We start from the raw sequence: 23548 nt of genomic DNA on the forward strand, positions 1-23548 counted from the left end.
TTAGCTGGCTTTCTTGTTGGCGGCCAGGTCCCAACTGGTGCCAGCCACGCCTTCTTTGGTGCCATCGTCTTTCTGGGCTGTCAGTTCCCATTTGATCTTGGTGAAGTTCAGCGAGATGGTTTCCACCGGTTTGCCACCGGCACCGCCGCTGACGCTGACGTTGGACAGCACAACGTTGTCCAGGGTGTAGACAATGAACGGCATGATCTGGCCGCTGCCTTCGGAGGCGTTGCGGCCAATGGTGATCTTGGCGGTAGCGATGGGCTTGCCCGCGCAGCAGTAGCTGTTGAGGTTGGGGGTGGAGCTGTCGACGAACTTGGTCAGGGTGAACTCACCGACATGGGGTTTACCCGAAGTACGCTCCGAGTTGCTGACGTCGTTGGTCACTTGCATGGCAACGTTATGGCTGTAGGACATGATTTCGATCTTGTCCGTGAAGCCTTCCAGCATGCTGTCGCCTTTAATATCGTCACCCAGATCCAGAATGATCGCATCCATCGGGTGTAACTCCTGCAAATTGGCAAAAAGAAAGTGGGGGAGAAGCCCTGCGAGCCAGGCCCGCAGGGCTCAGGGTCAGGCTGCTACCGGCGGCGGCAGACTGGCAACCAGACGGATCGAGGCGGTCAGTTCTTCCAGCTGGAAGTGCGGACGCAGGAACACCGTGGCGCGGTAGGCACCTGGCTTGCCGGCGACCTCGGTGATGTCCACGCGCGCTTCACGCAGCGGGTACTGGGCCTTGATTTCCTGCGGCGCGTTGTCGTTGATCAGTACGTAATCCGCGATCCAGTTGTTGAGGTAGGTCTGGACGTTGTCGCGGGTCATGAAGCTGCCGACCTTGTCGCGCATGATCACTTTCAGGTAGTGAGCGAAGCGCGAAGCGGCGAGCACGTACGGCAACATGGCGGAAATCCGCGCGTTGGCGTTGGCTTCGTTGGTGTTGTAGAGCTTGGGCTTGTTGGTCGTCTGCCCGCCAAAGAACACGGCAACATCGCTGTTCTTCTTGTGGCAGAGCGAGATGAAGCCCAGGTCGTTGAGTTCTTTCTCGCGACGGTCGGTGATCGCCACCTCGGTCGGGCACTTGAGCGAGATATCGCCCGAGGAGGTGCGGAAAGTATGCGCTGGCAAACCTTCGACCGCGCCACCGCCTTCTGCACCGCGAATCGCTGCGCACCAGCCGTATTTGGCGTAGGCCTCGGTGATACGTTGGGACAGTGCCCAGGCCGCATTGCCCCACAGGTATTTGCTGTGGTCGGTGCCGGTGACGTCTTCGACGAAGTTCATGCCTTCAACCGGGCTGGTGTCCGGGCCGTAAGGCAGGCGCAGCAGGAAGTTCGGCAGCACCAGGGAGACATAACGCGAGTCTTCGCTTTCGCGGAAGGAGCGCCACTTGATCAGTTCCTGGCTCTCGAACACTTTGGCCAGGTCACGAGGCACTGCCAGTTCGGTGAAGCTGCTCATGTCGAACAGGCGCGGGCTGGCTGCGGCAATGAATGGCGCGTGAGCCGCTGCCGCGACGTTGGACAGCTTCTCCAGCAGGCCGATGTCCTGTGGGTGACGGCCAAAGGTGTAGTCGCCGACCAGCACGCTGAACGGATGACCGCCGAAGGTGCCGTATTCTTCTTCGTAGATTTTCTTGAACAGCGAGCTCTGGTCGAATTCGACTGCCTTCTCCAGATCGGTCTGCAGTTCTTTCTGCGAGACGTTGAGCAGGCGCAGTTTCAGGCGGGTGCTGGTTTCGGTGTTCTGCACCAGCGAATGCAGGCCGCGCCATGAAGCTTCAAGCTTCTGCAGGTCCTCGTGATGGAGGATCTGGTTGAGCTGGTCGCTGATCAGCGAGTCGATCTGGCTGATGCGGTCGTTGATCATGGCGACGGTGTCTTTATCGACCGCCATGCCTTCATCCAGGACCTGGGTGGCGAACTCGGCGAGCATGTCGCGAGCGTAGCCTTGCTGGCTGTCGTCATGCGCCATGCGACCTTCGGCGATGATCTTGTCCAGCAGGGACAATGTTTGGGTGGAGCCTTCGCTGCCTTGACTCTCAGCGCTGGTTGACGTGGCCATGGTTAATCCTCCGCGAATAGGTGGGCGATGACGATCAGGCTTGCGGTTCGGCTGGCGGCTCTTCAGCTGCTGCCGGTGCATCAGCTACCGTTTCGCTTTCCGGACGGGCCGATTTGATCTGTTGCAGGCCTTCGGTATTGGCGACGACATCTTGCAGCAGCTTGTCCAGATCGTCGTTGCCGTCGAGCTTGGTCAGCAGGTCGCGAAGACGCTGACGGGCTTCGAGCAGGCGACGCAGAGGCGTGACTTGCTTGACCAGATTGATCGGGTCGAAATCGTCGATATGGCCGAAGCGCAGTTCGACGTTGAGCTTGCTGCCGTCACCGCTGAGGGTGTTGTCGACCTGGATAGCGGTGCGTGGAGCAATGGAGGCGAGGACTTCATTGAAGTTGTCGCGATCGATTTCAACGAAACGTCGATCGATCAGTTTTGGCGGGGGAGCATCAGGTTTGCCTGACAGATCGGCCAGGATGCCGACTACGAGAGGCAGTTCCTTTTTTTCGATGGCATTACCGATTTCTACGTCGTAAGTGATCTGAACACGAGGCGGGCGGACCCTGTCTAGCTTGTGCTGAGTACTCTCGGCCATGGTGGCTGAACTCCGATGCATAAGGCGGGCGCAATGCAACGGTTTCCCAATGCTCGCATTCCCTTGCTTGACCGCAGAACAGAGCCGCACGGGTCTAATTCTGCGATCCTCTAAAAATTCGTCATGGTGGCGAATTGACCTTGATGCTATAACAGGAACGGCTAAAAGCAATACAAAATTTTTCTTGGACAATCATGACCGTAAAACAGTTCATATACCGACAATGGATTGCCGTATTGCTGGCTGTTTTCATGCTCACGGGTTGTTCATTCTTGGATCCAAAAATAGGCGTCGATTCACTGATTCTGGACGTAGCCCTGCGTGCCAATGATGACTCGCCTGTCGCTGTCGATTTCATCGCCGTCAATGACCCGGACCTTCTCAAGCAACTGTCAGGCCTGACCGCCAGCCAGTGGTTCAGCGAGCGTGATCAGTTCCGCCGTGACCACCGCCAGAACATGGCTGTCTGGGGCATGGAGCTGGTGCCGGGACAACTGATCGAATCCGGCATCTTCCCGCTGGACGGCAAGCCCGCCGTAGGGTTACTGGTTTTTGCCCATTACAATACGCCCGGCGCGCATCGCCTGCGGCTCGATGGCCAGCGCAGGATATGGCTGAAATTCGATAGTCGGGAAATGACGCTGTTCGACGAAAATGCCCATTGAGTATCGCGTCGCACTGACCATGCGCCACACACAGGATGTCAAGGAAACCTTATGAGCGTGCTACCTGATGCAGTCTGCTGGCACGAAGGCATGCAATTGCTGCCCCAGCATTTTCAGTTGCAAGGCTTGCGGGCCGAAGTGTTGGCCGCCCATCTGGCCCAGGCATCCAACCCTTGGTACTGGGGGGTTACAAACCTTGATCTGGACCCTTCGGCCCTGTTTGCCGGGCAGGTCCGTATTCTGGCCCTGGACGCTACCTTGCCTGACGGCATGCCGCTGAGCATTCGTGCCGGATCGGGGCCGATGGTCGAGCTGGATATCAACGAGGCTGCCGCCGCATCTCCGACTGCGACTGTGATGGTCTACCTGGCGGTCAGCCCTTTGTGGCGCGCCGGTCAGTTGTTGCCGCTCAAGGGTCGCCTGCAATCGGTGCTCGGCGACTCGCTGCCGGATCTGGCCAGTGGCGAGAACCCGGAAACCATAACCGTATGGCGACCTAACCCTCGGCTGGTCACCGAGGCCAACAAGGCTGACTCCATCTGCGTGCCTCTGCTGCATCTGCGCAAAGAGGGTGGTGGTTTCGTGCAGTTGCCCTATGTCGCGCCGACACCGCTGATCCTGCCCGAATCCTTGCTAGGCCGCAGAGTCGCGGCCCTGTGTGCCCGCACCCGTGAGAAATGCATGTTTCTGGCCGGACGTTTGCGTCAGGCCCAGCAGGCGGGTAATCAGGACGATGCCGAGGAAATCCGTCTGCAATCCGCTGCGCTCTGGGCCAGATTGCCCGAGGTGGAAGGTGCCTTGAGCAGTCGGGTCGCTACGGCTCAAGGTCTGCATGGATTGCTGCTCGGCATGACCGGCAGTTGGTCGGTACTGGACCCGATTTCTGGTGTGCCTGCTTATGCGCCGCTGGACTTTCTCGACCTGTATCGCGGCTACGACCAGGTACTGACCTGGCTGGAGCGCACTCTGGACCAGTTGCGGGTCGGCTTTCGCAGCGTGCCTTTCGAGCAGGCCGAGCATGTCTTTTCCATTGCACTGCCCGAGCAAAAGCCTCGCCAGCGATTGGTGGTCGGCTTGCGTATGCCGGCCGGTGCGTCCGAGCAGGCAGCAATCGACTGGCTGGGCAGGTCGATCATTGCTTCCGGCCCGCATATACCGGTGCTGGCCCGCCAGCGCATGAGCGGCTTGCCCCATCAGGCGATGAGCCGTCAGGAGCAGGTTGCCTACAGCACGGGCGACGACACACGGCTGTTTGTCATCCAGGCCAGTGGTGAATGGTTCGACCCGACACAGCCGTTGCACATTGTTTCATCTACTGCAGGAGGCGCAGTCAGCCCCTGGCAAGTCGTTCTGTTCATCGACAAAACCACCAACGAATCCGCCTGAGTACGGTAGGGAAGTCGTATGCCTGAAGGGAATGCCGTTTCGCGGGTGCGCGCCATGCAGGATGCACCGTTGAGTAGCGCTTTTCGTGAGGCGTGGCAGCAATGGCTGACCGCCTGGAACGAGTTGGACAAGAGTAGCGAAGATACCCCGAAGCTGGTCGAGACCGTGGCCGAGCTGTCGACCCGGATCACACGCCGACTGTGGCGCAATGCATTTTCCAATGTAGGGGATTCCGCGACTCAGCAAATGAAGGCCATGGTCTATGCCTTTGTCGCGCTGGTGGATGAAACCCTGTTGTTCGCCGACTGGTCGGGGCAGAGCGCCTGGCAGGAAAAGCCGCTGGAATCGCGCCTGTATTCAAGCCGCCAGGCCGGTCAGCGGCTGCCGCTGGAAATCAAGCGCTTGCTCGATGAGCAGGTTTCCACCAATCGGGACCTGGGCAACGTTTATCTGTTGTGCCTGATCCTCGGTTTTCACGGGCACTTGCGTGGGGAGCGCGGTCAGGCTCTGCACGAAAAATGGCGTCATGCGCTGTTTACCTTCACTCGCCAGCGCGAGCCGGACTATGCCAATGTCAGCCAGTTGCTGGCCGAACCTTCCAGTGTTGCGCCACGTCAGTTGCCGTTGCGTAAATCCCTGCCTGACGGCTTGCGCCTGGGGCTGGTGATTCTGGCGTTCACGCTGCTGTTTATCGGTATCGGTCAACTGTTCTGGCATGACATCGGCCAGCGTCTGGAGCCGGTCCTGCATCTGGCGACTCCCTTCGCCGTTGTGGAGAGCCTGTCATGACGCTGGAAATGCTGGGCTGGGTGATCGGCATCCTGGTCGTCCTGCTGATTGTGCTGTTGTGCATCTGGTGGTTGCGTACCCGTGGCGGTGCAGCGATCCGCAGTTTCCATTTTGCCGTGCGCCAGATGGAGAAGGACCAGGGCGTACGCGATCACTATCAGACCTCGTGGCTGTTGATGGTCGGCGATGAGGCCCAGGGCTCGCAGTTGTGCTCGGCCTGGAACCTTTCGCCCACGGACAAGCCGGCATGGTTCGGCCGTTGGTGGTCCGATCCCGAAGGCGCGGTGCTGGTTGTGCCGCAGTCTCTGTTCATGCCCGAAGAAGGCATGAAACTTCAGGGTAACGGCTGGGCGAGCCTGCTTGGCCTGTTGCTGCGCATCCGTGGCCAGCGCCCGCTGGACGGTGTGATCTGGAACATCAGCGCAGCCGACCTTCTGGATGGCGAGCGTGCGGCCTCGCTTGGGCTGGCGGCGCGTCGGCGCTTTATCGATCTATTGCAACGCCTTGGGCTCAGTGTGCCGGTGTATGTCGTGATCAACGGCATGGACGAGATTCCCGGCTTTCAGGATCTGGTCATGGCCTTGCCGCAGGACACCCGCCAGCAGATTCTGGGCTGGAGTTCGCCTTATGACCCGGAAATGGTCTGGCAATCCCAGTGGAGCGATACCGCGCTGGACTCCGTGATTCAGGCACTGTCTGAAGCGGTGGTCCAGATCGGCGCGTTGTCAGGTCACTTGAGTGGTGAGCTGAGTTTCCTCCCCGAGCGTCTGAAGGATTTGCGCCGCTCTCTGCAAATGCTGCTGGAGCCGGTCTTTCAGGGCAATGCCCAGGGCGAGGCGGTGCGTTTTCGGGGGCTGTACTTCACTGCCGATCAGGCGTCGGCTCCGGGCCATGAAACGCTGTCGGCAAGCGATGCACCGGCCATGCAGAGCGTCTTCGCTTCGTCGCTCTGGCAGCATCGCATCAATGCCGAGCGCGGGCTGGCGCAACCGGTGCCGCGCCTTTTGCATCTGCGTCGACGCTGGCAGCGGGTCACGGCCATTGGGGCGCTGGTCTTTGGCGTGATCTGGGGCATTTCCATGCTTTGGGTCTGGCGCTATTCGATTGATGAGGCCGATGAACTGTCCCGCTTGTTGCAGGAGGCCCAGCGCAGTTACGTGCAGGTCAACGATGACGCGCACCGGCAGGAACTGACCCGCAGCAATGTGCAGGCCTTCTGGAATGTGCTGCAGAACGCGCCGCGCTGGCATTTCGCTTCTCCGGTTTATCCAAGCTCCTGGTTCTCCTCGCTGGATACCCGTCTGGACGGGGTCTTGCGGCATATGTCCATGAGTCATATGCGCCAGCCTTTGCATGACTTGCTGCTGGCCCAGACCAACGAATTGCTGGCGATCACCGACAGTGACCGGCGCTCCGTTCAGGAAGGCGATGACCCTGCGTTGTGGCAGAGTTACGTCAAGGCCAGGGATCTGGTGGAGCGGGCGACTCGTCTGGAGCAGATGAGCAATCTGTACAGCCTGTCGCTGAGCAACCAGAAAACGCCTCTTGATGAGCTGGTGCCTCTGAGCAATAACGCCTTGAGCCTGAACCTCAATGCGGGCACCTTGCATCGTGAGTCGTTCTACAACCGGCTGATGGTGGAAAAGGGCACTTCAGTCCTGCAACCGCTGGACCTCCTGGCTCACCGCAAGGAAGTGACTGGCAATTTCACCAAACTGATGGAAAAGTGGCTGGTTCAATACTATCGGGCGGACAACTTCATCACCGCCGCCGGTTATCTCAAGCTGCATCTGGAACGTCTGGAGTCGAGCACCGATAACAACCTTGAAGAGCTGGAGCGCATCAAGGACCTGATCGATGATTTGCAGGCGGTCATCGACCTGATCAATGCGACCTGGAGCCGTGGCAAGGGGCAGGAACTGGTGCCGGGTTATCTGGCCATGATGGACAGCGTCAGGAAAAGCAAGCTGCTGGGGCCACAGGTTGCTCAGGATCTTGAAAGCCAGGCGGCTCAATTGCAACACAGCTTCAAGGGACAATGGATCGCTCAGGGGGCCGCGAGCAATAGCCTGCTGACCCAGAGTGGCAGCGGGCAACTGACCTTGCAGGAACGGGTTTCGCAACTGCATGCGGCCATCAACTCGTTACTGCGGCGCGACTTTGTGGCCAGCGCGCTGCGTCAGGATGGCAGTGGTGAAAACGGCCCGGCGCAGCATGTCGATAACGACGGCCTGAGCATCGCCCTGAATCACTACAACAGCTACAAGCTGTATGCCCGTGAAGAGCTGCCGAATATTCCGGCCATGTATCGTCCGGCCATGTTGAGTACCGCCGAGGAAGCTGCCGCCGACTCCATGTGGTCGAGCCTGAGTACCCATGCGTCTTCGTTGACGGCTCAGGAAGAAGTCCAGCTTTTCGATATCCGGACCGATCAGGCACTGGCGCTGCACAAGGCCTTTATCGAACTCAAGCACCCCCAGCTTGCCATCAGCCTGCAGAACTACCTGAACCGGGTCGCACTGGCGGATATCTCGGCTGCAACCGGAATGGTGCTTGAGCAACCGCTGTTCCGGGACCGTGCCGATATCAGTGAATGGGATGGCGGGAAAAACTTTGGTCTGCAATTGTTGCGAGCCACGGATGCCCAGGATCTCAAGCGTGGTCTGGACCAGCAATTCGTGGTGATCTCCAAGATCACCGAGCAGCATGCACCGGCCGTGGAGTGGCTCAAGACACAGTTGCAGAACCTGCCGCTGGTCAGCGTCGAGGAAGTGACCCGGTTTGCCTCCCTGAGTGAGGAAATGAACAAGTACAAGGCGCAGAACCCGTCGAGTTCTCCAGCCTTGATCACTCAGTTGCTCAGTCGTGACTTCAACGACATGGACGAGAACACTTGCCTGGGCATCTTGCAGTCGGCCAATGTGCCTGTCAGTACCGGGCAGTTGACCCAGCGCTGGCTGACCTTGCAGCAAGGGGCTCTGCGCCGTTGCCAGCTCTTGCAACAACAGCAGGGCACGGCTGCCTGGAACGCACTGGCCAGCTATTTCAATCAATACCTGTCGGGGCGTTTCCCCTTCGCCCACGACTTGAGTGCGGCGGATGCCGACCCGGCGCGGGTTCAGCACTTCCTGACCCTGATCGACGAGCGATTGCCTCAGGCTCAGGACGGACTCAAGAATGCCCAATCCCGCGACCGGGCGGCGGCTGCCGAGTTTCTTGAACGCCTGAAGCTGGCCCGACCCTGGCTTGGTGCTCTGCTGCTGCGCGACAAGGCCGGTCTGGTGGGTGCGGACATGGAAATCCAGTGGCGCACCGATCGTGACAGTGAGCGCGGTGCCGATCAGGTCATCAACTGGAAACTGGTTTCAGGGAACCGTGAGATCAGCTATCCGGGCCAGGCGCAGCAGGTCCTGCACTGGAATGTCGGTCAGCCGCTGAGCCTGATTCTGCGCTGGGCCCGGGATGGCACTCAGCGCCCGGTCAATGACCCTTTGCAGTCAGACCTGCGTGTCAGCGGGCTGGAAGCCGAGTGGCAATACCTTGGGCCGTGGTCGCTATTGCGCCTGATGAGCGCCCATGTATCGGTGCAGCGTCAGCCCAATGTCGATTACACGGAATTCCCGTTGTCGCTTGAGGTGCCAGTCCATGCGCCTGCCAATGAGGAAAACCAGACCCTGATGTTCGTGCGCCTGTCGTTGATGAGCCAGGGTGGCAAAGCTCCGTTGTCGATCCAACCCTTGCCGGTGCAGGCACCTCGCTCGCCATTCGGCTCGGCCCCTCGTTCTGTAGTTGATGCTGGAGTGTATCGATGAGTCAGCTTTCGTCACGGGTCAGCGAACTGCTGGAGCCCCTGTTTGGTCACTCGCCCTGCGGCGTGAACCTGCGCCACGAACCCATCTATGACCGCTTGCGCCAGTTGCGCCGCGAAGACGATGCCAGCTTGCCGATGGGCGTCTGGCAGGCGGACATCAAACGGGCCGACTGGGGGCAGGTGGAAGCGATTGCGACCTCGGTACTGCTCAAGGAAAGCAAGGACCTGATGATCGCCGCCTGGCTGGGCGAAGCCTGGTTGCACAAGGATGCCAGGCCTGGAATCATCGATGCGTTGAGCCTGCTGATCGGCCTGTGCGAGCGCTATCCGCAGGAGCTGCACCCACAACCCGCCGATGGTGACTTGTCATGGCGAGCGACGCCCCTTGAGTGGATCGTGCGTCGCTATACCGAACTGCTGCGCACGCAATTTCAGTTGTTCGAGAGTCGGGAAGGAGAGTTTGCCGGTTATGTCCTGAGTGACTGGCAGCAACTGCAACGCAACCGAGTGCAGGTCAACGACAGCAAGGCGTCCAGAATAGCGGCCGAAAACGCTGCTGGCGATCAGGCCCGAATCAATGAACGGGTACGTGCCACGCCGGTTGCCTGGTGGTTGAGCAGCTTTGAAGTCACCCAGGCGGCGTTGCAGAAACTTGAGGCGCTGGACAACTGGAGCACCCAGTACTTTGCCGAGGATGGCCCCTCGTACGCGCCCCTGAAACAGACGCTGGTATCCCTGGCGGCACTGTTCAAGGAATTCATTGCCATGCATCCACCACAACCCTTGCCGCCGGAAACCGAAGAGGCCTCAGCCGACATGACGCTTGATACCCCGCTTGAGTCGAACGCCGGAGCACGAGCATTCAGCGAGCCACGCAATCGTGAAGAGGCCTATCGGCAATTACTGTTGATTGCCGATTACCTGGCTCGCAACGAACCCCACAGCCCGGTGCCTTACCTGATCCGCAAAGGCGTGGAGTGGGGCAACAAACCCCTCAAGGAACTGCTTTCGGAACTGATTACATCCGATGCCGAGGCAAGAAGGGTCTGGGCGTTGTTGGGGGTGCTTTAAGGACCCCGTTTCACCTCATAAACTCTTGCTGTCTGGAATGTCGCCTTCGCGGATAAATCCGCTCCTACGGGGTTGATGTAGGAGCAATTCATTCGCGAAAAAGTCCCTAATACGAAAAATCCCCGCCCAACTCTTCCTGCATCCACTCCAGAAATCGTTTCACCCTTGGAAAGTTGGCATGTGCCTTGGGGAATACCAGATGGTGAGCGGTAATCGGCGCGCTCAACTCTTCGGGCGATACAACCACCAGATCGCCACTGGCCAGATACTTCTGGGCCAGCAGGGTACTTTCCAGTGCAAAGCCAAGACCCTGACTGGCCGCTTCGAGGGCCATGTATGAGCGGTCGAAACTCAATGGATAGGGCTTTTCCGGTCGGGAAAGGCCGTGCCGGGCAAACCATTGTGGCCAGTTGATCAAGGTGGATTCGGACAGGATCAGCGGGCTGTCGAGCAGGTCCGCTGCGCTCTGGACGGGGCTTTTTTCCAGCAGCGCCGGTGAGGCCATGACCGCGATCTGTTCGTTGCGCACCGTGCGCACTTCAAGCGTCGGCCAGTTGGGCAGGCCATGGCGGATATCCACGTCGATCTTGTCGCGGCTGAAGTGCAGGGATTCGTAGGAGCACGACAGGTTCAGCTGGATATCGGGGTGGCTCTGGCGAAACTTTTCCAGGCGCGGCATCAGCCACAGGAAGCCGAAGCTAGGCGCCGAATGCAGCCGCAGGCAGTCCAGGCTGATATCACTGGCAGCCCGTTCGGTGGCCACGGCAAAGCTGTGCAGTATCCCTGAAATCTCCGACAGGTACTGTTCGCCTACAGGCGTCAGGCTCACGCCTCTGGCCGTGCGCAGGAACAACTGGCGACCGATCATCGATTCCAGCTTGGCCAGTTGATGGCTCACAGCCGAGGGCGTCAGGTTGAGCTGTTCGGCGGCGCGCGCCACATTGCCGAAGCGGGCAGTCTGCTCAAAGGCTTGAATGGCCTTGAGCGGTGGCAGATTGAGTGAAGGGTCGCCTGGGGTATGCATGCGGGTATCCGGCCTTGGTCAGCTTTTCTTTGCGTCCAAATATCACCGATTCATTTGCCGAGTGCTGATTTTTTTTCAGCACTTGCTGAAAGTCGCGTTATTGCTCAGGTTCGGGGTGGGGCACAAGCTGGGTCATCGATTCGACTTGGGTCGATCCAATAAAAACAATTCAGGAGAACCCTGCCCATGATTCTTCAAGACAAGATCGCAATCATCACCGGTGCCGCCTCTGCACGAGGCATTGGCCGAGCCACTGCCGCCACTTTTGCCCAACAGGGTGCTCGCGTGGTCATTCTGGACCTGGACGAGTCTGCCGCCCGTGACGCCGCCGCTTCGTTGGGTGAAGGTCATCTGGGGCTTGCTGCCAACGTGGCGGACGAAGCTCATGTCTCTCAGGCAGTCGCCCGCGTTCTAGAGCACTTCGGCCGTATCGACGTGCTGGTCAACAATGCTGGTATCACCCAGCCACTCAAGACCCTCGACATCGGTCGCAGCGATTACGACAAGGTGCTGGATGTCAGTCTGCGCGGCACATTGCTCATGTCCCAGGCCGTAATCCCGGCCATGCGCAAGCAGGCCAGCGGCAGCATTGTGTGCATGTCTTCGGTTTCCGCCCAGCGTGGCGGCGGTATCTTTGGCGGCCCTCACTACAGCGCAGCCAAGGCCGGTGTGCTGGGGCTGGCCAAGGCCATGGCGCGGGAACTGGGACCGGACAATGTGCGTGTCAACTCCATCGCGCCGGGCCTGATTCACACCGATATCACCGGCGGCCTGATGCAGGATGAACGTCGTCACGCCATTATCGAAGGCATTCCGCTCGGGCGTCTGGGCGTGGCTCAGGACGTGGCCAATGCGGCGTTGTTCCTGGCCAGCGATCTGTCTTCGTACCTGACCGGCATTACCCTGGATGTGAATGGCGGCATGCTGATTCACTAAACCTGCGGGCTTGCCTTGCCCGCACTGTTCTGTATCGACGATACCGCCGGGTCACGAGCCTGGCGGTCAATAAAAACAAGAGATCAGACCATCATGACAACGACCACCCTGTCTGCGGACGCGGTCACCACCGTGCGTTCCAACGCTTATCGCAAGACCGCCTGGCGACTCATGCCGTTCCTGATGCTGTGCTACCTGTGCGCCTATCTGGATCGGGTCAACGTCGGCTTTGCCAAATTGCAGATGATGAACGACCTGGCCCTCAGCGAAGCGGTATATGGCCTGGGTGCCGGCATGTTCTTCATCGGCTACTTCCTGTGTGAAGTGCCCAGCAACATCATCCTGCACCGTGTCGGCGCCCGGATCTGGATTGCCCGGATCATGATTACCTGGGGCATCATTTCGGGGCTTTTTGCCTTTGTGGAAACGGCCTGGCAGTTCTATGTCCTGCGCTTCTTGCTGGGTGTTGCCGAAGCTGGCCTGGCTCCCGGCCTGTTGCTTTATCTGACCTACTGGTTTCCGTCCTATCGTCGTGCGCGCATGACGGTGCTGTGGTTTGTCGCCATTCCGTTGTCGGGAATGATCGGCGGGCCGCTGTCAGGCTGGATCATGAACAGCTTTGCCGGTTATCACGGCTGGGCGGGCTGGCAATGGATGTTCGTCATCGAGGCCATTCCCACCGTTGTGGTCGGCTTGATGGTGCTGGGCTATCTCAAGGACGGCGTGCATCAGGCCACCTGGCTCAATGACGATGAAAAAGCGCTGGTGCTGCGCGAGCTTGAAGAAGACAACAGCCAGAAAGTCGTCCATGAATCCACAGGTGCCTTTATTCGCGACCGGCGTCTGTGGTTGCTGGCGGGCATCTACTTCTGCGTGGTCATGGGCCAGTACGCGATCACCTTCTGGCTGCCGACACTGGTGCGCAATGCCGGGGTGTCCGACCCGTTGCACATCGGTCTGTTGAGCAGCGTGCCTTACATCTGCGCCATCTTCGCAATGTTGTTGATGGGGCGCAGCGGTGACAAGCATCGCGAGCGGCGCTGGCATCTGGTGATCCCGATGATTGCGGGTGCTGCTGGCTTGAGCCTGGCGGCAGTGATGGGCGGAAACCTGCTGTTTTCGATCATGAGCCTGTGCCTGGCTGCTGCCGGAATTCTGTCCGCGTCTTCACTGTTCTGGATGTTGCCCACCACGCTGCTGGGCGGTGTATCGGCGGCGGCTGGAATCGCGGCGGTCAACAGTTTCGCCAACCTTGCCGGTTTCTGTTCCCCCTATCTGATCGGCTGGATCACGACCACTACCGGCTCCAGTGCCATTGGCATGTACTTGATTACCTGCGTGCTGGTCTTTGGTGCCTTTCTGGTTCTGCGTGTCCCGGCTGCCTTGGTCAACCGCTAAGTTGAGGAGTTTCCCGAATGACTGCTACTGATTTACAAACCGGTGCCCTGACACTGGCGCAACGTGCTCATAACATCCGCCGCAATGCCTTGCGCATGGGGCAGGTTCAAGGCCAGGGCTATGTCGGCCAGGCACTCGGCGCTGCCGACCTGCTGGCAGTGTCCTACTTCCACGCCATGAACCTGCGGCCCGAAGACCCTGAGTGGGAGGGCCGGGACCGGTTCTATCTGTCCATCGGGCACTATGCAATTGCCCTGTATGCCGCGCTGATCGAGGCCGAAATCATTCCTGCCGACGAGCTGGAAACCTATGGTGCAGATGACAGTCGCCTGCCCATGTCAGGCATGGCGGCCTATACACCGGGCATGGAAATCACCGGTGGCTCACTGGGCCATGGGCTGGGTATCGCCGTGGGAGCCTGCCTGGGGCTCAAGCGCAAGGCGTCGTCTTCCTTTGTCTACAACCTGCTGTCCGACGGCGAATTGAATGAAGGCTCCACCTGGGAAGCGGTCATGTCCGCCTCCCACTGGAAGCTCGATAACCTGATTGCCATTGTCGACGTGAACAACCAACAGGCCGACGGCCATTCCAGCGAAATCCTGGCGTTCGAGCCTATCGTCGACCGCTGGCAGGCCTTTGGCTGGTTTACCCAGCGGGTCGATGGCAATGATCTGGAGGCGCTGGTCAAGGCCTTCGATGCGGCGCGCAATCACACTGGGTCACAGCCGCGGGTCATCATTTGCGATACCCGCATGGGCAAGGGCGTTCCCTTCCTGGAAACCCGTGAAAAGACCCACTTCATTCGTGTCGACGAGCACGAATGGGATATTGCACTGGACAATCTGGACGCTGGGCTGGAAACCGGGAGAACCGTATGAGCACCTTGAAAAACACCGCTTCCGGCAGCGAAGCGCCGAAGAAACGCCTGACCACCTCGGCCATGATCGCCTCGATTGCCTCCGAAGGGCAGGCAACCCGTCCGGCTCCCTTTGGCCATGCCCTCGCAGCGCTGGCCGATCAGCGTCCGGACATCGTCGGGCTGTCTGCCGACCTGTCGAAATACACTGACTTGCATATCTTCGCCAAGGCTCATCCCGAGCGTTTCTATCAGATGGGCATGGCCGAACAGTTGCTGATGAGCGCCGCAGCGGGCATGGCCCGTGAGGGCTTTGTGCCGTTTGCGACCACCTATGCGGTGTTCGCCTCGCGTCGGGCCTATGACTTCATCTGCATGGCGATTGCCGAAGAGAACCTGAACGTCAAGATCGTCTGTGGCTTGCCGGGCCTGACCACCGGTTATGGCCCGAGCCACCAGGCCACCGATGATCTGGCGATCTTTCGCGCCATGCCGAACCTGATGATCGTCGACCCTTGCGATGCACTGGAAATCGAACAGGCAGTACCCGCCATTGCCGCTCACCAGGGCCCGGTCTATATGCGCCTGCTGCGCGGCAACGTGCCTCTGGTGCTGGACGAGTACGGCTACACCTTCGAGCTGGGCAAGGCGAAAACCCTCAGGACCGGCAACGATGTGCTGATCATCTCCACGGGCCTGATGACCATGCGCGCCCTTGAAGCAGCCAAACAGCTTCAGGCCGATGGCGTGGACGTGGCGGTATTGCATGTCCCGACCATCAAACCGCTGGATGAGCAGACCATCCTGGCCGAAGCCCGTAAACCGGGCCGACTGGTGGTGACGGCTGAAAACCACTCGATCATCGGAGGCCTGGGCGAAGCGGTGGCGGGGGTTCTGCTGCGTAATGGCGTAACCCCGACCTTCCGGCAGATTGCCCTGCCGGATGCCTTCCTGGATGCCGGAGCCTTGCCGACGCTTCATGATCGTTACGGGATTTCAACCAACGCGGTGAGCCAGCAGATAAAGGCCTGGCTCTAGCCAAACAGCGCGCCTGCCTTGCGCAGGCGCGCTCTACAGGCTAATGCCGATCAGTAAAGGCATACATGTCACCTGTGGGAGGGGCCTTGGCCGCGACGACCAACTTACAGGCAACTCATTTTCAGCGCCTGAAACCTGGCTGTCGCGGCCAATGCTCCTCCCTCGGATTGTGATTCCAGCCCCCTATTTTCAAAGTCAGCCGCTTGACTGATTGGCATTAGCTCTACAGGCTGGCATGCCGATGCAAAGGTCGGTTGCCACCCAATTTGCGCATCGCGACATAGAACACCGGCGTCAGCAAAAGCCCGAAGAACGTCACGCCAATCATCCCCGCAAACACCGTAACCCCCATGACATAGCGAACCTCTGATCCCGCACCGGTCGAGTAAAGCAACGGCAGTACCCCCATGATGAATGCCACGGATGTCATCAGGATCGGGCGCAGCCGCAGGCGGCAGGATTCGATGGCGGCCTGGAGCGGTGAGCGGCCATTGAATTCCAGTTCCCGAGCGAACTCCACGATCAGAATGGCATTTTTCGCTGAAAGCCCTACCAGAACCATCAGGCCGATCTGCGTGAAGATATTGTTGTCGCCCTCTGTCAGCCACACTCCGGTGAGTGCCGACAAGAGCGCCATGGGCACGATGAGGATAATTGCCATCGGCAAGGCCAGACTTTCATAAAGCGCGGCCAGTACCAGGAACACCAGCAGGACAGCCAGCGGGAACAGCCACCAGCCGCTGCTGCCCGCAAGAATTTCCTGATAGGTGAGGTCGGTCCACTCGAACGCTATGCCTGGCGGTAGCGTCTGGGCGGCAACTCTTTCCACGGCCTCGCGAGCCTGGCTGCTTGAATAACCAGCAGCGGCGGCTCCACTGACATCGGCGCTGGGGTAACCGTTGTAGCGCATTGCCCGTTCCGGCCCATAGCCGGGCTGGATCGACAGCAAGGTTTCCAGAGGAATCATTTCACCGCTTTGCGACCGCACCCGCAGTGCTCCGACATCCTCTGCCTGGGCGCGGAACTCGCCATCGGCTTGGGCGCGAACCGTGTAAGTGCGACCGAATTGAGTGAAGTCGTTTACGTAGAGGCTGCCCAGGTATATCTGCAATGTGCTGAAGATTTCATTGACCGGCACCCCCAGTTGCCTGGCCTTGACGCGGTCCACCTCCGCCCGCAATTGCGGAACGTTTACCTGAAAGCTCGAGAACATGCCGGTCAGTTCGGGCGCCTGAGAAGCTGCGGCGATGAAGCGCTTGGAGGCTTCGTCAAGCGCGGCATACCCGAGTGCTGCACGGTCCTCAAGCTGAAGCCTGAATCCGCCCGTCGTTCCGAGACCACGAACGGGAGGCGGGTTGAAAAGAATGATACGGGCCTCTTTGATTGCCGAAAACTCGCGGGCCAGCGCAGCAGAAATTGCCCTGGCGCTATGGGCTTCACCTACACGTTCGTCGAAGGGCTTGAGGTTGATAAAGGCAATGCCCGCATTGGAGCTGTTCGTGAAGCCGTTCACCGACATGCCGGGAAAGGCCAGCGATGCGCGAACATCCGGGTGGCGCAAGGCAATGTCGCTGGCTTGCCTCACGACTTTCTCTGTACGGTCCAGGGTTGCGCCATCGGGCAACTGGATAACCGCAAGCAGATAGGTCCTGTCCTGAGCCGGCACAAAACCGGCTGGCACGGTGCGAAACAGCAGCACGGTGACGCCCACAAGCAGCATGTAGATCAGCAGAAGCGATCCCTTGTGTGTCAGAGCTGTACGCACACTAGTGCCATAACCTTGCGCACCTCTGCTGAACAGCCGGTTGAACCCATGGAAGAATCGACCGAGAAATCGGTCCATGACCCGTGTCAGCCAGTCCTTGGGTGCATCATGGGACTTGAGCAGCAGGGCGGCCATGGCCGGAGACAATGTCAGGGAATTGAAGGCCGAAATCACCGTCGATATGGCGATTGTCAGGGCGAACTGACGATAGAACTGGCCGCTGAGCCCACTACTGAAAGCCAGGGGCACGAATACCGCACACAGCACCAGTGCGATGGCAATGATCGGGCCCGAGACTTCACGCATGGCCTGATAACTGGCCTCCTTGGGCGTCAGGCCTGCTTCAATGTTGCGCTCCACGTTTTCCACGACGACGATTGCATCATCCACCACTATGCCAATGGCCAGCACCAGGCCGAACAGCGTCAGGGTGTTGATCGAGAAGCCAAAGGCCTGCATCACGGCAAAGGTGCCGATCACTGACACCGGAACGGCCAGCAAGGGAATGATGGAGGCACGCCATGTCTGGAGAAAGAGGATCACCACGAGCACCACCAGTGCGACCGCTTCCAGCAATGTGGTGGTTACAGCCTCGATGGAAGCGGTGACGAACTGCGTGGGGTCGAAAATAATCCGGTAGTCCACACCTTCAGGCATCTGCTGTTTCAGTTCGGCCATGATCCGTCGTACTTCGTTGCCGATTTCGACGGTGTTGGAGCCGGGAGCCTGTGTCACTAACAGCGCCGCAGCGGGCTGATTATCCATCAGTGCCCTGGCGGCATATTCGGCGCTGCCCAGTTCGATCCGGGCGATATCGCGCAGGTGAGTCACGGCACCGGTGGGGCTGGTGCGCACCACGATATTGCCGAACTCCTGAGTATCCTTGAGACGCCCCTGCACACTGATCGACATCTGTGTAACGACATCGCTCGGGCTGGGACTGGCACCGATGATGCCTGCCGCTGCCTGAAGGTTTTCCTGACGGATCGCGGTCACGACATCGCTTGGCGCCAGCCCGCGTTCACTCAGCTTCTGAGGGTCCAGCCAGATGCGCATTGCATATTCGCCAGCTCCACGCACCTGGATGCTTCCGACACCCTGAATACGGGTGAGCCGGTCGCGCACATTGAGGATCGCATAGTTGTTCAGGTAGGCCATGTCGTAGCGTTCACCCGGCGAATACAGGTGTACCACCATCGTCAGGTCGGGCGTGCTTTTTATGGTGGTTACGCCGAGCCGCTGGACCTCTTCGGGCAATCGGGTTTCCGCTTGCAGGACCCGGTTCTGAACCAGTTGCTGAGCCAGATTCGGGTCCGTTCCCAGCTGGAAGGTCACCGTCAGCGTCAGCAGGCCATCGGTTGTCGCCTGGCTGCTCATGTAGAGCATGTTCTCGACGCCGTTGATGGCTTCTTCCAGTGGCATGGCCACTGTCTGTGCAATGACTTCCGGGCTCGCACCCGGAAACCGGGCACTGACCACCACGGTCGGCGGGGCAACTTCCGGGTATTCGGACACCGGTAGCAATGGAATCGCGACCAGGCCTGCTACGACCACCAATATCGAAAGGACGGCGGCGAAGATGGGACGGTCGATGAAAAACCTTGAAATATTCATCTGGGCTTCAGATCTTGTTGGAGGCGAGGGATGAGCTGTTATCGATAACGGGTTGAGGCGTTACAAGCGCTCCGGGACGCACACGTTGCATACCATCGACAATGATGCGGTCGCCTTCAGCCAGCCCCGAGGTCACGATGCGTTGCGTATCGACCCGCGCTCCAAGCGAGATCTGCCGATAACTGACCTTGTTCTGGTCATCAAGGATAAGTACGTAACGTCGATCCTGATCCGTACCAATTGATCGTTCCTCTACCAGAATGGCCTCACGGGCTTGCACCTGTCCTATTTGCAAGCGGGCGAACTGGCCAGGCACAAGCTGCCCGTCTGGATTTGCCAGCACGGCGCGCATACGCACCGTGCCGCTTTGTGGGTCGATCTGGTTGTCGAGTAACTGCAAGCGGCCTTCGGTGGCCTGGAAGCCTTGGCCGGTGACGCGCACGGGAACATTGGCCAGTTGATCGCGCTGGGAGAATGTATCGAGCGCTCGCACGACCGCCTGTTCGTCGGCGTCAAAGCTCAGGTAAATCGGATCTACCGATACCAGAGTCGTCAGCACAGGACCTTCCGGGCCTGCGGCTACCAGATTCCCCGTAGTGACTTCGCGACGTCCGATCCGACCCGAAATAGGTGCTCGTACCTCGGTGTAGCCGAGGTTTATCTGCGCCAGCCGCAGGTTGGCCTGAGCGGCCTTCAACTGTGCATCAGCCTCCAGCGCCTCGTTTTCGCGCTGCTCCAGAATGTTCTGGGCAATGGCCCGGGCAGGCCACAGTTTTCGTGCTCGCTCGGCCTCACCCGAGGTGTAGAGCTTGCGTGCTCTGGCGGAGGCGACCTGAGCTTCTGCCTGTGCAACTGCGGCGGCATAGACCGCGGCGTCAATGGTCAGCAAAACATCCCCTTGCTTGACCAGTTGACCTTCTTGAAAACGGATTTCCTTGATCTGGCCAGCCACTTGAGGACGTATGAGCACGCGATCAACGGCTTCCAGGCGCCCTGAAAAATCGTCCCAGGTCCGTATCGTGTTCTTTTTTACCTGCATCACGGCGACAGCTACCGGAGCAGCCGCCGCTGCCGGCGGTGTGCTGGAGCCTGACAGCATCGGGGTGTACCAGACTGCAATACCTGCACTTGAAGCAAGGGCGATGAACAACAGGAGCCTGGGTACTCTCGCAACTCGAATGCTCATGGATATAGCTCCGTTGAGGGATTCATGGGACAGGGGGATTAAGGGGAAAAGCGGTAGCGGCGTGCGGATAGCGAACGGGGTATCAACTTCCTCTATTTCTTTCGATCGAACGGCTTTTGAATGGCAAGTGGTGAGTACGGCTGCCCATCGCGTTGACGATGGCATTACACAAGGCCCGCACGAAGGGTACGTAACTCACCTGGCCAGGCTGGCAGGCATTGAGGTCTTGATCGGCATCTATCAGGTGTACCGCGATTTGCCTGGGTAACAAGGACACGAGCGGCCAGCTATTGCGACTGGCATCCACCGGGTATGGGTGACTTGTGGTCGGGCCGATATCGCATGACGTCACAAGCGCTACGCCCATCAGGCAAGCGCCTTCAAGCTGTGAGCGCATGCGTCCTGGACTTTCAAGCGGGCCGAGGTCAGCAGCAATCACAGCTTCATGAATGATCAAGCGACCCTCATCACTCACCTCTACATCGAGTACCACCGCCATGTATGTCGATGAGTCGTAGTGTGCGGCGATGCCCTGTGCTCTTCCTTTTCGTGAAAGCTTGCCCCAGTGGCCTTTGTCCGCCGCTTCAGTGATGACATGGCGAAGTCGATCGGCATCGAAGGTCGATGGCTTCGATGCCTTGTCGATCAAGGCAAGCAGATAGTCTTTCTGATCGATATTGCCGCAAGCTGTCCTCTCTGCAACCGAGCGCTGCTCGGCAAATACGGACAGCAGAAAATTCTTCCTGCCCTGATTACTGTCAGGCACAGGTTGCCATTTGAATGGGGTCAGGACGCTATCGTGGGTATCAGGGTGGCTCATATGCGTTTCTCCTTCCGGCTGATGGCAAGAGGTTCTGCCAGACGCTAGCCCCTTCACTGGCACTGATAGCGCGTCTTTCACGCAGGCATCAGAGCAGCAATCATGTGGTTACTTTAGAGAGGAGGAACTGACGTCAGAGTGACTGGCGGCTGACAGGAACATGTCAAACGCCAGGCTGATCAAGTCGGGGGGATCGGGTCAGACAGGTGCCATTCTTGAGGTAGGCGGGTCGATCATTACCGAGAAGCCGAAAGTATTGAGGCCGTTTTCACTTCGGGCAAAAACGATACCGCCATGCATGGACGCAACAGCGCGGACAATGGAGAGCCCCAGGCCGTGATGCGAGTCACTTCGGGCGCGGGCGGCATCGGCCCTGTAGAAACGCTCGAACAGGCGCTGCAGATGCGTATTGTCTATGTGCTCGCCCACGTTGGAGACGCTGATCTCGACATGTTTTTCCTTGCGGGCGAGATTGATGGTCAGCGTGCTGGAGACCGGGGCGTATCGTGCTGCGTTTTGCAGGAGGTTGGCCAGGGAGCGGTGAAAAAGGCGCTTGTCTACCTGGATCCGCATGTCGCCGTGAATGGCGAGAACCAGATTCTTTTCTATCAGTACCGGCTCCAGGTATTCCACTGTCTTGGAGGACTCTTCCTGAAGGGAAACCTCACTCAGTTCGGTGATTCTCTCGCCGCTCTCGGCACCTGCAAGAAACAGCATGTCGTTCACGATACCGCCCATGCGCTCCAGCTCTTCGAGGTTGGACTGAAGAAGATCCTGAAGCTCATTGATATCACGATCATGGGCCAGTGCGACCTGGGTCTGGCCTATCAGGTTGGTCAGTGGCGTGCGCAGTTCGTGGGCCACGTTCGCATTGAAGCCTTCAAGTTGTTGCCATGCCGCTTCCTGCCGACTCAATGCACCATTGAACGAGGTCGCAAGCTCTTGCAGTTCATTGGGCAGTGCCGTGGTGTCCAGGCGTTTTTTCGAGTCGCCGGGAGGCAGATTGTTGGCTTGCTGGCTGAGCCTGCGCACCGGTGCCAGACCCACCCGTGCTACCCAGTAACCGACCAGCGCCGCCAGAAGCATTGCCCAGGCCGAGGTCATGATCAGGGTGTGGGTGAACTCCCCCAGCGTAACGCAGAAGGGCATGTAGTCCAGGCCGATGATAAAGCGCAGTTCCGGACGAATCGCCGAGGCCGGAATGGTCTTGATCATCAGGAACATCCGGTTCTTGTCGGCAATATCCATCACTGCCGTACCATCGGGGTGCCTGGACCAGTCCTTGCCGTCCGGCATGGGGCCGCCATAGCTGAAATAGGTGTCACCGGCCAGGACCCAGTGGCGCACACGTTTGTCCGACGGCGTAAGGTCGTCCAGTTTTTTGTGCAGGCCAATCCAGTCTGCGCGGCTCTCGTACTTGGCGACAGCGGGGTCCAGCATGAAATGGCGCAGAGCCAGTTCATTGCTGATCTGGCCCTGAAGCGATTCTTTCAGTGAGTTGCGCAGCAGGACCGCGCTGACCGACATGATGAGCGCCATGGCCAGAGCAAACAGCAGCGCCAGCCGTTTCGAGATCGATAGTTTCATGGTGTGACGCTACTTTTGATGCCTGGGGTTTCGCGCTTTTCCAGTACATAGCCCATGCCGCGCACGGTATGCAGCAACTTGTTTGGATAAGGCGCGTCGATTTTGGCCCGCACTCGCTTGATTGCTACTTCGACTACATTGGCGTCGCTGTCGAAGTTCATGTCCCATACCTGCTCGGCGATCATCAACTTGGAGAGAATTTCACCCTGATGCCGAGCCAGCAGGCTCAGCAGGGCGAACTCCTTGGCGGTAAGGTCCAGGCGAATGCCTCCGCGCATGACCTTGCGGGCTTGCAGGTCCACTTCCAGATCGTCGATATGGATGTGTGTCAGGTCTATCGCATCGCTGCTGCGACGTATCAGCGCCTGGATGCGGGCGACCAGTTCGGCAAATGAAAAGGGTTTGCCCAGATAGTCATCGGCACCTTCCCTGAGCCCCCGGACCCGGTCATCTACAGTGCCTCGCGCGGACAGCATGATGACCGGTGTTTTCTTCTTCTGGCGCAGGCCTTCCAGAACACCGTAGCCATCTTTGCCTGGCAGCATGATGTCGAGAATGATGACGTCGTAATCGATCTCCACGGCCAGATGCAGACCGTCGATGCCATTGCTGGCAATGTCGACGGTATAGCCCAGCTCGCTCAGACCGCGATGAACATAGGAGGATGTCTTTTCTTCATCCTCAACCATCAGCAGACGCATTCTGTACTCCTGGTGCGCAGCCTTGCATGGCAGTCGGCTGCTTCGAATAAGGGGAATTATCAGCATTACAGGGTAGAGGGGATGCATGTCTACAACCTGACCGCTACCTGACATTTTTGTCAGTAATCGCTGCCCGGCAGCATGACATCAGCAGCAGGCACAGGGGTGTGTGCCTTGCCGGAAAATGACTTTGTCGGTTTGCCGTCAGTTAACTGTCACCTTGCCGTCAGCGACGGAATCTTAAATTCGGG

Annotated in this window: 18 protein-coding genes; 9 read left to right on the forward strand and 9 right to left on the reverse strand. The window is 59.0% G+C overall.

The genetic code is table 11. The annotated features are described in order from the left end of the window. From ACODS3_RS04580 to tssB, 3 genes are all read right to left on the reverse strand, one after another. A complete protein-coding gene (locus tag ACODS3_RS04580; RefSeq protein ID WP_117164857.1) occupies positions 1-498 on the reverse strand; it encodes an Hcp family type VI secretion system effector in 498 nt (165 codons plus the stop codon). A 75-nt stretch (positions 499-573) separates the two neighbouring features. Continuing rightward, entirely contained in the window at positions 574-2061 is a 1488-nt protein-coding gene (gene tssC / locus ACODS3_RS04585; RefSeq protein ID WP_201001872.1) for a type VI secretion system contractile sheath large subunit, read from the reverse strand. A 34-nt stretch (positions 2062-2095) separates the two neighbouring features. Then, a complete protein-coding gene (gene tssB, locus ACODS3_RS04590) occupies positions 2096-2650 on the reverse strand; it encodes a type VI secretion system contractile sheath small subunit (protein WP_201001873.1) in 555 nt (184 codons plus the stop codon). A gap of 194 nt (positions 2651-2844) precedes the next feature. Here tssB and ACODS3_RS04595 point away from each other — a divergent pair, with 194 nt between their 5' ends. The 5 genes from ACODS3_RS04595 to tssA are packed head-to-tail and all read left to right on the forward strand — an operon-like array spanning position 2845 to position 10372. Beyond that, positions 2845-3315: a YajG family lipoprotein gene (locus ACODS3_RS04595; RefSeq protein ID WP_201017602.1), complete on the forward strand. Its 471-nt coding sequence runs from the start codon at positions 2845-2847 to the stop codon at positions 3313-3315. 51 nt (positions 3316-3366) lie between these two features. After that, positions 3367-4701 (forward strand): type VI secretion system baseplate subunit TssK, encoded by a 1335-nt coding sequence (gene tssK, locus ACODS3_RS04600; protein ID WP_304573964.1) that lies wholly within the window; start codon positions 3367-3369, stop codon positions 4699-4701. A gap of 18 nt (positions 4702-4719) precedes the next feature. After that, positions 4720-5490 (forward strand): DotU family type IV/VI secretion system protein, encoded by a 771-nt coding sequence (locus tag ACODS3_RS04605; RefSeq protein ID WP_201017600.1) that lies wholly within the window; start codon positions 4720-4722, stop codon positions 5488-5490. After that, positions 5487-9302, forward strand: a complete 3816-nt coding sequence (locus ACODS3_RS04610; protein WP_489033462.1) for a type VI secretion system protein — start codon at positions 5487-5489, stop codon at positions 9300-9302. The genes ACODS3_RS04605 and ACODS3_RS04610 overlap by 4 nt, the downstream gene beginning before the upstream one ends. Then, entirely contained in the window at positions 9299-10372 is a 1074-nt protein-coding gene (gene tssA / locus ACODS3_RS04615; protein WP_201017598.1) for a type VI secretion system protein TssA, read from the forward strand. Before ACODS3_RS04610 ends, tssA begins: the two co-directional genes overlap by 4 nt. Positions 10373-10478: 106 nt before the next feature. On the opposite strand, the gene ACODS3_RS04620 is transcribed toward tssA, so the two are convergent. After that, positions 10479-11396, reverse strand: coding sequence for a LysR substrate-binding domain-containing protein (locus tag ACODS3_RS04620; protein ID WP_489033464.1), 918 nt, complete (start codon positions 11394-11396; stop codon positions 10479-10481). Positions 11397-11582: 186 nt separating this feature from the next. On the opposite strand from ACODS3_RS04620, the gene ACODS3_RS04625 reads away from it, so the two are divergent. The 4 genes from ACODS3_RS04625 to ACODS3_RS04640 all read left to right on the forward strand — a co-directional run bounded on the left by ACODS3_RS04625 (position 11583) and on the right by ACODS3_RS04640 (position 15624). After that, positions 11583-12332 carry an SDR family NAD(P)-dependent oxidoreductase gene (locus ACODS3_RS04625; protein WP_489033466.1) on the forward strand — a complete coding sequence of 250 codons (750 nt, stop codon included), beginning with the start codon at positions 11583-11585 and terminating at the stop codon, positions 12330-12332. A gap of 93 nt (positions 12333-12425) precedes the next feature. Further along, a complete protein-coding gene (locus tag ACODS3_RS04630) occupies positions 12426-13730 on the forward strand; it encodes an MFS transporter (protein ID WP_201001881.1) in 1305 nt (434 codons plus the stop codon). Between the two features lie 17 nt (positions 13731-13747). Continuing rightward, entirely contained in the window at positions 13748-14608 is an 861-nt protein-coding gene (locus ACODS3_RS04635) for a transketolase (protein WP_201001882.1), read from the forward strand. After that, the gene (locus ACODS3_RS04640) at positions 14605-15624 is read left to right on the forward strand and encodes a transketolase family protein (protein ID WP_201001883.1); all 1020 of its coding nucleotides are present in this window, start codon (positions 14605-14607) and stop codon (positions 15622-15624) included. The genes ACODS3_RS04635 and ACODS3_RS04640 overlap by 4 nt, the downstream gene beginning before the upstream one ends. A 223-nt stretch (positions 15625-15847) precedes the next feature. On the opposite strand, the gene ACODS3_RS04645 is transcribed toward ACODS3_RS04640, so the two are convergent. The 5 genes from ACODS3_RS04645 to ACODS3_RS04665 form a co-directional block, all read right to left on the reverse strand. Continuing rightward, positions 15848-19003 (reverse strand): efflux RND transporter permease subunit, encoded by a 3156-nt coding sequence (locus tag ACODS3_RS04645; protein WP_489033469.1) that lies wholly within the window; start codon positions 19001-19003, stop codon positions 15848-15850. 7 nt (positions 19004-19010) lie between these two features. After that, positions 19011-20189: an efflux RND transporter periplasmic adaptor subunit gene (locus ACODS3_RS04650; RefSeq protein ID WP_489033471.1), complete on the reverse strand. Its 1179-nt coding sequence runs from the start codon at positions 20187-20189 to the stop codon at positions 19011-19013. An 82-nt stretch (positions 20190-20271) separates the two neighbouring features. Further along, entirely contained in the window at positions 20272-21009 is a 738-nt protein-coding gene (locus ACODS3_RS04655; RefSeq protein ID WP_489033473.1) for a hypothetical protein, read from the reverse strand. Between the two features lie 198 nt (positions 21010-21207). Beyond that, the gene (locus tag ACODS3_RS04660; RefSeq protein WP_304573971.1) at positions 21208-22596 is read right to left on the reverse strand and encodes a heavy metal sensor histidine kinase; all 1389 of its coding nucleotides are present in this window, start codon (positions 22594-22596) and stop codon (positions 21208-21210) included. Continuing rightward, positions 22593-23297 (reverse strand): heavy metal response regulator transcription factor, encoded by a 705-nt coding sequence (locus tag ACODS3_RS04665; RefSeq protein WP_201017591.1) that lies wholly within the window; start codon positions 23295-23297, stop codon positions 22593-22595. Before ACODS3_RS04665 ends, ACODS3_RS04660 begins: the two co-directional genes overlap by 4 nt. Positions 23298-23548: the final 251 nt, after the last annotated feature.

The sequence above is a fragment of the Pseudomonas sp. FG43 genome (assembly GCF_057809175.1).